The sequence below is a fragment of the Achromobacter sp. EG18 genome, assembly GCF_059759395.1.
The window spans coordinates 2,468,686-2,480,966 of the sequence record NZ_CM186213.1; the positions used below are offsets into that span (position 1 = coordinate 2,468,686).

Sequence of the window (12,281 nt, forward strand, 5' to 3'; positions counted from 1 at the left end):
GCATGGCGGAATCAGCTCTTTTCGCGGTGCGGTCTGCCCCGGTGGTCTTAAGCGACGCTGCGCACCGGCAGGCTGCGCACCCGCTTGCCGGTGGCGGCGAAGATGGCGTTGCACAGCGCCGGCGCCACCGGCGGCACCGGCGGCTCGCCCACGCCGCCTGGCGGCAGGGCGTGGTCGTCGTTGACCAGGTGCGTGCGGATCACGCGCGGCGATGCATTATGGCGCAGGACTTCATAGTCGTAGAAGTTGTTCTGCTTGACGCGCCCCTTCTCGAAGGTGATCTCGCCTAGCAGCGCCAGGCTCAGGCCCATGATGGCGCCGCCTTCCATCTGCGCGCGGATGCGTTCGGGCTTGATCTGCGGGCCGCAGTCCAGCGCCATGTCCACGGCCACCACCCGCACTTCGCCCTTCTCGTCCACCGCCACCTCGACCACCGTGGCCGTGTAGCTCATGAAGCTGTAGCAGAACGCCAGGCCCAGGCCGTGCCCCTTCGGCAGCTCGCGCCCCCATTTGGCGCCGCTGGCCGCCGCCTCGATCACCCCGCGCAGGCGGCCGGTGTCGTAGGGATAGCGTTCGGGCGATTCGCTGTAGTTCCAGGTGTCCGCCAGCGTGCCCGGATCGATGCGGCGGGCCGGGCCGATCAGGTCCAGCGCATACTGCTTGTGGTCCTGGCCGGCGCGGTGCGCCAGCTCGGCGATGAAGCACTGCGCCGCGAACGCGTGCGGAATGTTGGCCACCGAACGGAACCAGCCGATGCGGGCGTGGGCGGCGACCTCGGCCGTTTCGACCCGCACGTTCGGAATCACGTAGGGCATGTTGATGGCCGACATGGCCGACTCGAACAACTGCTCGCCCTTGGCCCCCTCGGTGAACAGCGACGCGATGGTCGGCGCGGCGCTGCGGTGCAGCCAGGACTGCACCTTGCCGTCCTTGCCGACCACGGCCTCCAGGTGCTCGGCCGACACGGTATGCAGGTAGTCGTGGTGGATGTCGTCTTCGCGCGTCCACACCAGCTTGACCGGCGTGCCGGCGGGCATGGCCTGGGCCACGATGGCGGCCTCGTCGACATAGTCCGGCTTGGACTTGCGGCCGAAGCCGCCGCCCAGCAGCAGCACATGGACCTTGACGTTTTCGGGCTTGAGCTTGAGGCGCTTGGCCACCGCCTCCTGCGCGGCCGCCGGATTCTGCACCGAGGTCCAGACCTCGGCCGCGCCGTCCTGGATCCGCACCGTCGCCACCGGCGTCTCCATTGACGCATGCGCCAGGTGCGGCACGTGGTATTCCGCCATGAAGCGCTCGGTCTCGCCGGCCTTGGCCCAGGCCTGCGGCGCGTCGCCCTGGTCGCGCACCACCTTGCCCGGCTTGCGGCTGGCCTCGGTCAGCGTCTCGCGGTAGGCGACCGAGTCGTAGGCCGCGTTGGGGCCATCGTCCCATTCGATGGCGAGCGCGGCGCGGCCCTGCATCGCGGCCCAGGTATTGCTGGCCACCACCGCCACGCCCCCCAGCGGCTGGAAGGCCGGCGCGCCGGCCATGGCGGGAATTTCCACCACCTTCAGCACGCCGGGCACCGCCAGCGCCTTGGCGCTGTCCACGCGGCGCAGCTTGCCGCCCACCACCGGCGGGCGCGCCACCACGGCATAGACCATGCCGGGCAGGCGCATGTCCATGCCGTACATGGCCTCGCCCTTGCCGATGGCCTCCAGGTCGACCAGGCGCACCTCGTCCTTGCCGATATAGCGGAATTCGGCGCGGGTCTTGAGCTTGACCGCGTCGCCCGCCGGCACCGGCAGCTTGGCGGCGTCGGCCGCCAGCTCGCCATAGCCCAGCCGCCGGCCGGAGGGCGCATGGACGACCTCGTGCTGCGTGGCGCGCACCTCGGCCAGCGGCACCGACCAGCGCGCGGCGGCCGCCGCTTCCAGCATCTGCCGGGCCGCGGCGCCCACGCGCCGCATCGGCATCAGGAAGTGGCGCACGCTGCGCGAGCCGTCCACGTTCTGGTTGCCATAGCGCGCTTCGTCGGCGTCGGCCTGCACCACCCGCACCCGGTCCCAGGCCGCTTCCATCTCGTCGGCCACCACCATCGGCAGGCTGGTGCGCACCCCGGTGCCCATCTCGGCGCGGTGCGCCACGATGGTCACGGTGCCGTCTGCCGCGATCGAGACAAACGCCAGCGGGTCGTCCACCGTGCCGCCCGGCATGGAATCGGCGCCATACTTTTTGGGCTCGTCGGCCGCCCACACCGCGCTCACCAGGCCATTGCCGGTCACCGCCAGGGTCAACGCGCCCAGGCCGCCCTTGAGGAAACCGCGCCGCGAAACCTGCATCGTGGTCGTCATCATTTGCCTCCCTGGGCCAGTTGCGCGGCCGCCTGCTGGATGGCGGCGCGGATGCGCGGATAGGTGCCGCAGCGGCAGATGTTGCCGCTCATGGCCTCGTCGATCTGCTGTTCGGTCGGCGCCGGCGTGGTCTTGAGCAGCCCCACCGCCGTCATGATCTGGCCGGCCTGGCAGTAGCCGCACTGCGCCACGTTGTTTTCCACCCAGGCGCGCTGCACGGTGCGCCCGACCGGGTCGGCCGCCATGCCTTCGATGGTGCTGATGGCCCGGCCCGCCGCGGCGGACACGGGCGTCACACAGGCGCGGGTCGGCTGCCCGTCCAGGTGCGTGGTACAGGCGCCGCACAGCGCCATGCCGCAGCCGAACTTGGTGCCGGTCATGCCGAGCTCGTCGCGCAGCACCCACAAGAGGGGCATATCGTCGGGAACGGAGACTTCCTTGGGCTGACCGTTGACTTGCAATCGTGTCATGGCGGGATCCTCATGGGGTGTGGCGTGGGGGAGCGGGCAAGGACGGTCCAGCGTGCCTGCCCACAAGCATTTTCCGCAATCGCGCCCATCGCTGGTAGCGCATTTCGCTGAATTTCTTGCCTGATCCTATGAGGGATTGATGACTTTGTGTGCAAGCCGTTCCCGGGCGGGTACAGTGCGCCCAGGAGGTTGCGGCCAACCATGACACTGACACCCGATGCGGCGGCGCATCATGACATTTCCTGCCAGGCGCTGGCGCGCGTCATCGGCGGACGGACCCCGGGGCCGGGCGACTTCGACACCGCCATTGCGGGGCTGGGCCTGTTCCGACGCGACGCGGTGGCGCCGGCCTGCGCCTGCCTGGTCGAACCCAGCATCGTCCTGGTCGTGCAGGGCGCCAAGCAGATGTGGATCGGCGGGCAGGCATTTCCCTACGATACCTCACGCTTCCTGATCACGTCACTGGACCTGCCCGGCGATTCGGAAGTCACGGCGGCGACGCCCGAGCATCCCTGCCTGGGCCTGGCGCTGAAGCTGGACCTGCGCATCCTGGCCGAGCTCATCGCCCAGGGCGACACGCTGGCGCCGCGCGAACGCGCCCAGGGAATCGGTGTCGGCATCGGCACGGCAACCCCGACCATCCTTGCGCCGTTCACGCGCCTGCTGGCCCTGCTCGATGAGCCCGACGCCATCCCCGTGCTGGCGCCGCTGGTGCTGCGTGAAATCCACTACCGCCTGTTGATGAGCGACCAGGCCGCCCGGCTGCGGCAGATCACCGCCGTGGATGGCCAGGGCCAGCGCATCGCGCGGGCGATCTCATGGCTGAAGCGGCACTACGCGCTGCCGTTGCGGGTGGAGGAGCTGGCCGCGCGCGTGCAGATGAGCCCGCCGACGTTCCACCACCATTTCCGCCAGCTGACCGCCATGAGCCCGCTGCAGTACCAGAAGTGGCTGCGGCTGAACGAGGCGCGGCGGCTGATGCTGAACGAATACCTGGACGTGGCCAGCGCCGCGTTCAAGGTGGGGTACGAAAGCCCCTCGCAATTCAGCCGCGAGTACAGCCGCCTGTATGGCGTGCCGCCCAAGCGCGACATCGCGGCCCTGCGCGGACAGCCCGGCGCCAGCCCCGGACCTGCCGGGGCCGCATCCGCGGACGCCGTGGGGGTCTGAGCGGGCAGGCGCACGCCCCCCCGCTCATCCCGCCCGGCCTGGCAGGCCCGCCAGCCGCGTCAGGGCCGTCTCCAGGTCCGCGAAAGCGGGGCCGCCCAGGCAGAGCCGCACACCCGCCCGGCGGTCCGCGGCATCGACCATCATGCTTTCCGGCGGCGTCAGCCGCACGCCCTTGTCGGCGGCGGCGGCCACGAAGCGCCGGGCCGCCGCGCTCGCCATCGGCAGCCAGGCATGATAGGCGTCGGCAGACAATGTCAGGGCATCAGTCCCGAGGATCGACGCGGCCAGGCCGGCGCGCCGCCGCGCCTCATGCAGCAGGTCGCGCTGCAATGCGGCGATCATGCCACTGGCCTGCCATTCCTGCACCACGGCACAGGCAAGCGCGGACGGCCCCGCTGGCAGGTCGCGCAACCGTTCCCGCGCCGCGTCACGCAAGGCGGCGGGCAGCGCCAGCGCGCCGATCTGCAAACCCGGGCCGAGCGCCTTGGACATGCCATTGACGTGCAGGCAGAGGTCCGGCGCCAGGGCCGCCAACGGCGGCAGATGGGGCGCCGCCACCGAATAGACGCCGTCTTCGATGATCCATGCTCCCGCGCGGCGGCAAAGGTCAACAATGGCCCGCCGGCGCGCCGCGCCCATCGTCGCGGTCGTCGGATTGTGCAGGGTCGGGGTCAGGTAGACCGCCCGGCCCGCCGTTGCCGTGGTCGCCTCGAGCGCGGCGGCGAGCGATTGCGGCACCATGCCCTCGCCATCGATCTCGACGCCCCGCACACGGCAGCCCTGCCGCCGCGCCAGGGCCAGGGCGCCGGGATACGTGAGCCTCTCGGTCAGCAGCAACCCCCGCTTGCCGCAGGCCAGTTCGATGGCCAATGACAGCGCCTGGCGCGCGCCGCCGGTCAACACCAGGTGCGAGGCATCCACGGGCAGGCCGACGGTTTCGAGCCAACGCGCCAGCGCGCGGCGGTGTTCCAGATGGCCGCCCGGCGGCGCGTAGAGATTGAAATGGTCGGCGTCGATCCTGCGCGCGATGCCGGCCAGGGTGCGCGCCAGCACGCGCGCATCGAGGGCGGCCGGCGGGGCGTTGGAAGACAGGTCGATTACCGCGTCGCCCAGCGCCTGCCGGCTCGCGACGAACGTGCCGCGCCCCTGCACGCTGCGCGTCAGGCCGCGCCGCTCCAGCGACACATAGGCCTGGGTCACCGAACCCAGGCCGATGCGCAGCCGCTTGGCCAGGTCGCGGTGCGCCGGCAGGCGGTCGCCGCCGGCCAGCCGCCCTTCGACGATATCGTCGGCCAGCGCCAGCGCCAGGCGCTCGGCCGGGCTGGCCTCGATGTTCGCCAGGCGGGGAATCCAGGGCGATTGCAGCAGCATCCGGGCGGCCTCCAAAAATAAGCGTCACATGACACTTTTTGCTTTCTTCAATAGTGTAACGTTGATGCCGCAGTCCGCCGCCGCGGCGCGATTGCCCGCCCGTTCCCTGCCGGATGCGCCGGCCGCGATGTCGGCCGGCCTGGAGAAACCCATGTTCAGCCACGTTACCGTCGGCACGCGCGATCTCGAACGCGCAGGCCGCTTCTATGATGCAGTGCTGTCCCCGCTCGGACTGCGCCGCCGCCCCGTCTCGCCCGATGGCGGCCCGGCGGCGCTGTGCTGGGTCGCGGCGCACGCCGCGCTGCCGCGCTTTTACGTCTACACCCCTTATGACGGCGAACCGGCGAGCGCGGGCAACGGCGCCATGACGGCCTTTCTGGCGCCTTCGACGGGCGCGGTCGACGCGGCGCACGCCGCCGGCCTGGCGCACGGCGGCGCCGACGCAGGCGCCCCCGGGCCCCGCCCGCGCTACGGCAACGGCTATTACGGCGCCTACCTGCGCGATCCCGACGGCAACAAGATCCACATCGTCCACCGCGCCGACCTGCTGCCCTGAGGGCGCAAGGCGGTGTCTCACCCGGAGCAAACCGGCATGAATGCCAGCCACCTCGCCATGGTCTATGGCACCTATCTGATCGCCACCGCCAGCCCGGGGCCCAGCACCATGGCCATCATGGCCACGGCAATGCGCGACGGCCGCGGTCCGGCCCTGGCGCTGGCGGCCGGCGTCGTCACGGGTTCGCTGTTCTGGGCGCTGCTGGCCGCCACCGGCATCGCCGCCGTGCTCAACGCCTATGCGCAGGCCCTGGCGCTTCTCAAGATCGCGGGCGGCCTTTACCTGTTGTACCTGGCCGCGCGCACGGGCCGGTCCGCCTTGCGGCCGGCCGCGGCCTGCGCGGCGCCGCGCGCGGCGGGCAGCACCGGGCGACTCGGCGCCCGTTACCGCCAGGGCGTGTTCATGCACGTCGGCAATCCCAAGGCCATCATGGCCTGGACTGCCATCATCTCGCTCGGGATGGGTCCGGACGGCGCCGCCCACGAACTGCCGGCCATCGTGGGCGGCTGCGTGGCCCTGGGCGTGGGCGTGTTCGGCGGCTACGCGCTGCTGTTCTCGACCGCGTCGATGGCGGCCCTGTACGCGCGAGCGCGGCGCGCCATCGAAGGCGCGCTCGCCGCGGTGTTCGCCGCCGCCGGGCTGAAGCTGCTGTTCTGGCGCGGCTGAGCCCGCATGGATCGCCCCTCCCTGCCCGCGCCGCGCGGCGCGGCTTCCCTTTCATCGAACTGCGCACTGACATGATGCCTCTCACCGTCCATATGGTCGACGTCTTCGGCGCCGGCCCGCTTGCCGGCAATCCGGTCGCGGTCGTCACCGGCGCCGACGCGCTGTCGACGTCCGACATGCAACGCCTGACGCGCTGGTTCAACCTGTCGGAGACCACGTTCCTGGTCGCGCCGACCCATCCGCAGGCCGACTACCGCGTCAGGATCTTCACGCTGGACCGCGAAATGCCCTTTGCCGGCCATCCGACGCTGGGCACCTGCCACGCGTGGCTGGCGGCACATGCGCCGCGCCACGATACCCACGTCATGCAGGAGTGCGGCGCCGGACTGGTGCGCATCCGGCGCGACCCGCGGCGGCTGGCCTTCGCCGCCCCGCCGCTGATCCGCTCGGGCGCGCCGGGCGCGGACGAACTGGAGCAGGCGCGGCGGCTGCTGGGCATCGAGGCCCGCGACATCCTGGCCGCGGCCTGGGTCGACAACGGCCCGGGATGGCTGGGAATCCGGCTGGCGTCGGCGGAGAAGGTGCTGGCGCTCGAACCCGCCGGACGCTGGCCAACGCCGGTCGATATCGGCGTGATCGGCCCTCACGCGCCGGGCGGCGAAGCCGCATTCGAAGTGCGCGCATTCTTTTCCGACCCGGCCGGCGCCATCGTCGAGGACCCGGTCACCGGCAGCCTGAACGCCGCGCTGGCGCAGTGGTTCTTCGCGCAGGGATGGATCGACCACGACTATGTCGCCGCCCAGGGCACGCGCCTGGGCCGGCGCGGCCGCGTCCATCTATCGCGTGACGACAGCGGCCAGGTCTGGGTCGGCGGCGACACCCGCATCCATGTGAGCGGCACGCTGCAGGCCGTTTGAGCGGTTGGGAGGGCCGGATCGATCGCGTTAGCATGGAAGCACCTGACAGCAAGCACCACAGGAGGCACCATGGAAAACACCAAATGGGATTTCCAGATCGAACGCCCGGTCCACGACGACGGCGCCTGGCGCATCGGGTACACCTTGATCTCCCCCGCCGCCGGTCCGGGCAGGGAACGCATCGCCATCGATGAACGCTTTGCGTCCGCCCAATCCGCCATCGACGAAGCGACCCGGCTGGCGCAGATCCACGTAGCGGACCTGAACGGCGATACCGCGACCTTCGACAAGCCGACCGCCGCCGAGCAGCCGTTCGGCAGGCATACGCGCTTCTGAGGCGGCGGCGCCGCCGGATGCGGGAGCGGCGCTTGCTGGCAACGGGGCCTGGCCATCCGCGCCTTCCCGTTACCAGGAGCCCGCCATGCCCCACCCCGACTCGACGCCGCGCCTACCACGCGCGGTGCCCCCTTCCCCCGCCACGCCCGTGCCACGCGCGCCGGCCGACACGGAGGACGCCCGCGGCCATGCCCCGGGCAACGCCGTGCCGGAAGAGGACATCGAACCGGCCGATGCCACCGCCGACGATCCGCATCCCGCGCAGGCCGGACGCGCCGCCAACGCCCCCTGGCTGCGCCGGGTGCGCGAGATCGACGCCGCCCGCCCCGGCTTTCCCGGCGAGCACCTGGCGGTGCTGGGCCTGGGCGTATGGCTCATGCGGCGCGGCATGCGCGGCGGCACGCCGCTGCGCCGCATGCTGTTGACCCTGGCCGGCACCACGCTGGTCGGCCGCGCCGCCAGCGGCACGGGCGGCATCGCGCGGGTGGCGCGCGTGCTGCGGCGGCTGGGCTGAACCACGGCCCGCGGCCGCCACGGGCATAGCGATTGCTGCGCCGGTTTGCGGAGCGCACTGCCGCGTTCCGCAAACAGGAGATTCACATGGTTCCCATCCAGATCTTGCGCGCAGCCCCGCTCGGCATCGCCTGCGTGATCGTGCTGCCCGGCTGCGCCGCGGAAGGCGGCCGGCGCAGCACCGGCCAATACACCGACGACGTGGCGGTGACGGCGCGGGTCCGCGAAGCCCTGATCCGCGCACCCGGCCTGCGATCCAACACCATCCAGGTCGAAACCTACCGCGGCACGGTGCAGCTGAGCGGCTTCGCCGACGACGAAGACAGCGCCGCGAACGCCATCGCGGCCGCGCGCCAGGTGCCCGGCGTGAACGAAGTGCGCAACAACATCCAGGTCCGCAAGCCGCAGTGAAGCGGGCATAGGCCATGCCGCTCGCGGGAACGCCAGATGCTGTGCCGGCAAGCCCGAGGCTATCCCGCAAGGAGTCCGTCATGTCCGTCCCCTTCCGTATTCCCGACCCCGTTGGCTCGCCCCCCGCCGGCCCCAGCGACTCGTCGGATTCTCCCAGCGATCTGCCGGCGTCGTCCCCTCAAAGCGACAGCGACAGCGACGCCCAAGGCACTGGCGACCGGCCTGCCGCCGACCCCTTGACGCCGGAGGATGGCGGCAGCGATATCGCCCCCGACGGCGTGGTCGACGAAACCGGCGCCGGCGTGTCGCATGCGCCGCCGGACGCGGCGCGCAACGGCGGCCGTCCCGGCCCGGCGCCCGGCGACGACGCGGCCTGAGGCGGGCCCTTGAGCCATGCGCCGTCAAGCGATGCCGGGGCATAGCGTCGCGGCGGTAAAAAATACCGCTGCCCCGTTGTGGTCCGCGTTGTGGTCCGCATTGTGGTCCGGCCCCCGCCGCCGGGAACGCGGCTTGCTGCTGCCCAAGGCGGCCCGATCGGCTGGCCGTCATCGATGCTCGCCACTCCTTTCACGATGCCCTATCCAACTCCAGGAGAATTCCATGACCCTCCGCACCCTGACCACGGTTTCGCTGTTCGCGCTGTTCACTCTCGGCGGCCCGCAAGCCGGCATGGCGCAGCAGGCCGTCCCATCCGCGCCGGCCCCGACCAAGCTGGACAGCGGCGATCGCGACTTTATGGAAAACGCCGCCCAGGCCGGCCACTTGGAAGTCGAGGGCAGCAAGCTGGCCCTGGAAAAGGCGCGCAGCGGCGAGGTGAAGACCTTCGCGCAGAAGATGATCGATGACCATGGCAAGGCCGGGCAGCAACTGGCCGCGCTGGCCAAGAGCAAGGGATACGAGGTGCCGACCGAGCCTTCGCTGGTGCAGAAGGCACGCCTGCAGGCGCTGGGCCTGCGCGACGAGGGCTTCGACAAGGCCTATGCCGACGAAATCGGCGTGGGCGCGCATGAAGATGCCGTCAAGCTGTTCGAAAAGGCGTCGAACGACGTCAAGGACCCCGACGTCAAGCAGTTCGCCATCCAGACGCTGCCCACCCTGCAACAGCACTTGCAGATGGCCAAGACCTTGAAACAGGCCACCGACAAGTAATGACCGCGACGGGTATGGCTGCCCGGGGGATCGTGCCATGGACCGTGATGAGTTGCTGGCGCGCATGTTGGCGACCTCCGTTTCCGACCGGCCCCTGGCCGATTGGCCGGAGGTCCTGTCCGACTACGCGCAAAGCCTGGCGGCACTGAAGGAAAAGCTGTCGCCACGGGAAATCGAGGCCCTGGTCCGCGCCGGCGCCGACTTCTACAGAACGCTGGCGCGGGCCGAGCAGTACCGGCAGGCGTCGGTATGGAGCAGCCCGCCATGAGCCACCCCAAGACGGCTTCGTCTTCGGTGCTGATCGGCAACGCGGTGGTGTCGCTGACGCCGCCGCGGGCGAGTTCAGGCGCCGCCCGGGTTGCCGCGGCCAATGCCGACCAGGCGCCCGCCGCCGCACCACTGCCCCTTGCCGTCGAACCGCCCCCGCGGCGCGCCCGACTGTCCTTGAGCCTGCGGCTGGCGCTGATGCTGTGGGCGCTGGGCGCGGCCCTGCTGGCCATGCTGACCCTGCTGTCGCGCCTGCCGGCCTGAACCGTGCTGGCGGCGCCGCGACCTGGCGCGGCCAGCCTCGCGGCATGCGCGCCAGGGCCGGCATTCGCCCGCCCCCGGCCGCCGCCTACCGCCCGAATTCGTTGCTCTTGCTGCCTCCCGAGCCCGCCCTGCCGCCGGGCAGCCGGCCGTCAGGCGCCGGGTTGGCCGTGGACCCCTTGACCGTGCCCTGCCCCGGCGTGGGTTGGGTGGCGCCATCGGCCGGCGCGCCCTTCGGTATGGTGGGCGGCGGCGCGGACGGGTCGCCCTTGGACGGCCCGGGCGCGGCGTTGGGCGGCATGGGCGCGGGCGCCGGGGCGGGTTTGCCGGATTCCTGCGTCCCCTGTCCCGCGCCGCCGGTGGCCGGCTCGGCGGCGACGCGGGTCGCGACCGGCAGGCCGACCGCCATGCCCAGGGCCAGCGCCAGCGCCTGCAGGCGCTGGCCGCGATACGAATGATGTCTCATGATTTTCTCCTGGCCGCGCGCGGCAGGCGGGCGCGAGGGCGGCACGCAAGGCGATGCCGCGCGCCGGTCCCGCCGCGATTCAGGGCTTGCTGCGCGCGCCGGCGCCGCGATTGCGCTGGCTTTGCTGGTCCTGGCCGGTGCCGATCTGCGAGGTATGGCCCGCCTTCTTCGAACGGTTCTGGGTATCCCTGTGGCTGGCCTGGCTCTCGCGCGGGGTATCGTCCAGGGAAGAATGGGTGTGACTGTCTTTGGCTTTCATGGTGTGCCTCGTCTTTGCGGAGTGTGTCCGCCCCGGGGGAGGAATCCATCCGGGGGGCTCCCATCGGCAGCAAACGCCATGCCCGGCGGGCGTCATGGCGCGGCTGGCCGGCGCCAGTCTCAGGCCACGCCCGCCGCCGCGTCCGCGGCTGTTCGCAGCGGCCCCGCGGCACCCCGGACGGCGCCGGCCTCGCTGGAAAAATACGCCACCGTGCGCGCCATGCCTTCGACCGGCGCGATGCGCGGCGTCCACCCGAGCCGCTCCCGCGCCAGCGAGATATCCGGGCAGCGGTGCGTCGGGTCGTCGACCGGCAGGTCGCGATGCACCAGCGGCACGTTGGCGCCCGTCAGGGTGCGGACCATGTCCGCCATTTCCAGCATCGTCAGTTCCGCGGGATTGCCCAGGTTCACCGGCCGCACGTCCGGCGGCACGCTTTCCATCAGGCGCACCAGGCCGTCGATCAAGTCGTCCACGTAGCAGAACGAACGGGTCTGCGTGCCATCGCCATAGATGGTCAGCGGCTTGCCGGCCAGCGCCTGGACGATGAAGTTCGACACGACGCGGCCGTCGTCGGGCGACATGTGCGGTCCATAGGTATTGAAGATGCGCGCGATGCGCACGTCCACGCCTTCATGCGCGGCGTACTCCATGAAGATGGTCTCGGCGCAACGCTTGCCCTCGTCGTAGCAGGAGCGCGGCCCCACCGGGTTCACGTGGCCCCAATAACCTTCGCGCTGCGGATGCTCCAGCGGATCGCCATAGACTTCGCTGGTGGACGCCTGCAGCACGCGCGCGCCGCAGCGCCGCGCCAGCTCCAGCAATTGCATGGCGCCCAGCACGCAGGTGCGCAACGTCTTCAAGGGATCGGCCTGATAGTGCACCGGCGAAGCGGGGCATGCCAGGTTGTAGATGCGGTCGACCTGCACATCGGCGAGCGGCTCGACGATGTCGTGGCGCACCACGGCAAAGCGCGGATGGGCCGCCAGCATCGCCACATTGCGCGACCGCCCGGTCTGGAAGTTGTCGACGCACACCACCTCCCAGCCGTCGGCAAGCAGGCGCGCGCACAGGTTGGAGCCCAGGAATCCCGCGCCGCCCGCCACCAGGGCGCGCCCCTTGGGCAAATTCATCAT

Annotated in this window: 17 protein-coding genes; 11 read left to right on the top strand and 6 right to left on the bottom strand. The window is 71.2% G+C overall.

The genetic code is table 11. From position 1 onward, the window contains the following. Window positions 1-47: 47 nt before the first annotated feature. Window positions 48-2,336, bottom strand: coding sequence for a xanthine dehydrogenase family protein molybdopterin-binding subunit (locus AC6CR5_RS11145; RefSeq protein ID WP_045953267.1), 2,289 nt, complete (start codon window positions 2,334-2,336; stop codon window positions 48-50). After that, a complete protein-coding gene (locus AC6CR5_RS11150) occupies window positions 2,336-2,806 on the bottom strand; it encodes a (2Fe-2S)-binding protein (RefSeq protein ID WP_006385128.1) in 471 nt (156 codons plus the stop codon). The genes AC6CR5_RS11145 and AC6CR5_RS11150 overlap by 1 nt, the downstream gene beginning before the upstream one ends. A gap of 201 nt (window positions 2,807-3,007) precedes the next feature. Between AC6CR5_RS11150 and AC6CR5_RS11155 the strand changes: the two genes are divergently transcribed. Continuing rightward, window positions 3,008-3,976, top strand: coding sequence for an AraC family transcriptional regulator (locus tag AC6CR5_RS11155; RefSeq protein WP_498085623.1), 969 nt, complete (start codon window positions 3,008-3,010; stop codon window positions 3,974-3,976). Window positions 3,977-4,000: 24 nt separating this feature from the next. Here AC6CR5_RS11155 and AC6CR5_RS11160 read toward each other — a convergent pair whose 3' ends face one another. Next, window positions 4,001-5,347, bottom strand: coding sequence for an aminotransferase-like domain-containing protein (locus tag AC6CR5_RS11160; RefSeq protein ID WP_498085624.1), 1,347 nt, complete (start codon window positions 5,345-5,347; stop codon window positions 4,001-4,003). Window positions 5,348-5,498: 151 nt separating this feature from the next. On the opposite strand from AC6CR5_RS11160, the gene AC6CR5_RS11165 reads away from it, so the two are divergent. The 10 genes from AC6CR5_RS11165 (at window position 5,499) to AC6CR5_RS11210 (ending at window position 10,426) form a co-directional block, all read left to right on the top strand. Beyond that, window positions 5,499-5,903, top strand: a complete 405-nt coding sequence (locus tag AC6CR5_RS11165; RefSeq protein ID WP_020928694.1) for a VOC family protein — start codon at window positions 5,499-5,501, stop codon at window positions 5,901-5,903. 36 nt (window positions 5,904-5,939) lie between these two features. Further along, window positions 5,940-6,569: a LysE family translocator gene (locus AC6CR5_RS11170; RefSeq protein ID WP_024069708.1), complete on the top strand. Its 630-nt coding sequence runs from the start codon at window positions 5,940-5,942 to the stop codon at window positions 6,567-6,569. Between the two features lie 74 nt (window positions 6,570-6,643). Beyond that, a complete protein-coding gene (locus tag AC6CR5_RS11175) occupies window positions 6,644-7,486 on the top strand; it encodes a PhzF family phenazine biosynthesis protein (RefSeq protein ID WP_054516231.1) in 843 nt (280 codons plus the stop codon). A gap of 69 nt (window positions 7,487-7,555) precedes the next feature. Then, window positions 7,556-7,822, top strand: a complete 267-nt coding sequence (locus tag AC6CR5_RS11180; protein WP_006384599.1) for a hypothetical protein — start codon at window positions 7,556-7,558, stop codon at window positions 7,820-7,822. Between the two features lie 85 nt (window positions 7,823-7,907). After that, window positions 7,908-8,336, top strand: a complete 429-nt coding sequence (locus AC6CR5_RS11185) for a hypothetical protein (protein WP_498085625.1) — start codon at window positions 7,908-7,910, stop codon at window positions 8,334-8,336. A gap of 86 nt (window positions 8,337-8,422) precedes the next feature. Next, complete coding sequence (locus tag AC6CR5_RS11190; RefSeq protein ID WP_054448439.1) at window positions 8,423-8,746, top strand: BON domain-containing protein; 324 nt, start codon at window positions 8,423-8,425, stop codon at window positions 8,744-8,746. Between the two features lie 80 nt (window positions 8,747-8,826). Further along, complete coding sequence (locus tag AC6CR5_RS11195) at window positions 8,827-9,123, top strand: MatE family transporter (protein ID WP_498085626.1); 297 nt, start codon at window positions 8,827-8,829, stop codon at window positions 9,121-9,123. Between the two features lie 223 nt (window positions 9,124-9,346). Next, window positions 9,347-9,895 (top strand): DUF4142 domain-containing protein, encoded by a 549-nt coding sequence (locus AC6CR5_RS11200; protein ID WP_047991344.1) that lies wholly within the window; start codon window positions 9,347-9,349, stop codon window positions 9,893-9,895. A 37-nt stretch (window positions 9,896-9,932) separates the two neighbouring features. After that, entirely contained in the window at window positions 9,933-10,163 is a 231-nt protein-coding gene (locus AC6CR5_RS11205; RefSeq protein WP_006384560.1) for a hypothetical protein, read from the top strand. Further along, window positions 10,160-10,426, top strand: a complete 267-nt coding sequence (locus AC6CR5_RS11210; RefSeq protein WP_498085627.1) for a hypothetical protein — start codon at window positions 10,160-10,162, stop codon at window positions 10,424-10,426. Before AC6CR5_RS11205 ends, AC6CR5_RS11210 begins: the two co-directional genes overlap by 4 nt. Before the next feature lie 85 nt (window positions 10,427-10,511). Here AC6CR5_RS11210 and AC6CR5_RS11215 read toward each other — a convergent pair whose 3' ends face one another. From AC6CR5_RS11215 to AC6CR5_RS11225, 3 genes are all read right to left on the bottom strand, one after another. Then, complete coding sequence (locus AC6CR5_RS11215; protein WP_020928703.1) at window positions 10,512-10,889, bottom strand: hypothetical protein; 378 nt, start codon at window positions 10,887-10,889, stop codon at window positions 10,512-10,514. Window positions 10,890-10,968: 79 nt separating this feature from the next. After that, window positions 10,969-11,148: a hypothetical protein gene (locus tag AC6CR5_RS11220; protein WP_020928704.1), complete on the bottom strand. Its 180-nt coding sequence runs from the start codon at window positions 11,146-11,148 to the stop codon at window positions 10,969-10,971. 119 nt (window positions 11,149-11,267) lie between these two features. Next, a complete protein-coding gene (locus tag AC6CR5_RS11225; protein WP_498085741.1) occupies window positions 11,268-12,281 on the bottom strand; it encodes a UDP-glucuronic acid decarboxylase family protein in 1,014 nt (337 codons plus the stop codon).

Bases quoted from the DNA above. Each gene is read 5' to 3' on its own strand.
- AC6CR5_RS11185 (WP_498085625.1), top strand. From the start codon at position 7,908: ATGCCCCACCCCGACTCGACGCCGCGCCTACCACGCGCGGTGCCCCCT.
- AC6CR5_RS11145 (WP_045953267.1), bottom strand. From the start codon at position 2,336: ATGACGACCACGATGCAGGTTTCGCGGCGCGGTTTCCTCAAGGGCGGC.
- AC6CR5_RS11170 (WP_024069708.1), top strand. From the start codon at position 5,940: ATGAATGCCAGCCACCTCGCCATGGTCTATGGCACCTATCTGATCGCC.
- AC6CR5_RS11155 (WP_498085623.1), top strand. From the start codon at position 3,008: ATGACACTGACACCCGATGCGGCGGCGCATCATGACATTTCCTGCCAG.
- AC6CR5_RS11190 (WP_054448439.1), top strand. From the start codon at position 8,423: ATGGTTCCCATCCAGATCTTGCGCGCAGCCCCGCTCGGCATCGCCTGC.
- AC6CR5_RS11180 (WP_006384599.1), top strand. From the start codon at position 7,556: ATGGAAAACACCAAATGGGATTTCCAGATCGAACGCCCGGTCCACGAC.
- AC6CR5_RS11160 (WP_498085624.1), bottom strand. From the start codon at position 5,347: ATGCTGCTGCAATCGCCCTGGATTCCCCGCCTGGCGAACATCGAGGCC.
- AC6CR5_RS11175 (WP_054516231.1), top strand. From the start codon at position 6,644: ATGCCTCTCACCGTCCATATGGTCGACGTCTTCGGCGCCGGCCCGCTT.
- AC6CR5_RS11215 (WP_020928703.1), bottom strand. From the start codon at position 10,889: ATGAGACATCATTCGTATCGCGGCCAGCGCCTGCAGGCGCTGGCGCTG.
- AC6CR5_RS11210 (WP_498085627.1), top strand. From the start codon at position 10,160: ATGAGCCACCCCAAGACGGCTTCGTCTTCGGTGCTGATCGGCAACGCG.
- AC6CR5_RS11195 (WP_498085626.1), top strand. From the start codon at position 8,827: ATGTCCGTCCCCTTCCGTATTCCCGACCCCGTTGGCTCGCCCCCCGCC.
- AC6CR5_RS11220 (WP_020928704.1), bottom strand. From the start codon at position 11,148: ATGAAAGCCAAAGACAGTCACACCCATTCTTCCCTGGACGATACCCCG.
- AC6CR5_RS11150 (WP_006385128.1), bottom strand. From the start codon at position 2,806: ATGACACGATTGCAAGTCAACGGTCAGCCCAAGGAAGTCTCCGTTCCC.
- AC6CR5_RS11200 (WP_047991344.1), top strand. From the start codon at position 9,347: ATGACCCTCCGCACCCTGACCACGGTTTCGCTGTTCGCGCTGTTCACT.
- AC6CR5_RS11205 (WP_006384560.1), top strand. From the start codon at position 9,933: ATGGACCGTGATGAGTTGCTGGCGCGCATGTTGGCGACCTCCGTTTCC.
- AC6CR5_RS11225 (WP_498085741.1), bottom strand. From the start codon at position 12,281: ATGATGAATTTGCCCAAGGGGCGCGCCCTGGTGGCGGGCGGCGCGGGA.
- AC6CR5_RS11165 (WP_020928694.1), top strand. From the start codon at position 5,499: ATGTTCAGCCACGTTACCGTCGGCACGCGCGATCTCGAACGCGCAGGC.